The organism is Ensifer sp. ENS10 (assembly GCF_014852025.1).
In the GTDB taxonomy this organism is placed as follows: domain Bacteria; phylum Pseudomonadota; class Alphaproteobacteria; order Rhizobiales; family Rhizobiaceae; genus Ensifer.
Map to the genome: position 1 here is coordinate 1 of NZ_JACVAS010000055.1, position 297 is coordinate 297.

The 297-nt window shown below is 66.0% G+C and carries 1 protein-coding gene; it reads left to right on the top strand.

Going from position 1 to position 297, the window contains the following annotated elements:
• A partial coding sequence (locus tag IB265_RS36345) for a hypothetical protein (RefSeq protein ID WP_192496237.1) occupies positions 1-297 on the top strand: 297 nt, incomplete at both ends.

A 297-nucleotide genomic window follows, 5' to 3' on the forward strand; every position in this document is an offset into this window, starting at 1 on the left:
CGGGCCCGCGCGGCGTGCTGTTCACGGTGACCGTGACGAACGCGGCCACGGGTGCCTATACGGTCGAGCTCAAGGACAACGTGCTGCATACGGCTGGTCCGAATGGCGAGGACAATGTCTCGGTCGGCCTCGGCTACACGGTCACCGACGCGGACAACTCGGTTGCCAACGGCACACTGACCGTCAGCTTCAACGACGACGTGCCTTCGGCGGCGAATGAAGCCGGCGGGGCTGTGCCGGAAGGCACGACGATCAGTGGCTCGTTCGACTTTGCGGCTGGCGCGGATGGAGCAACGC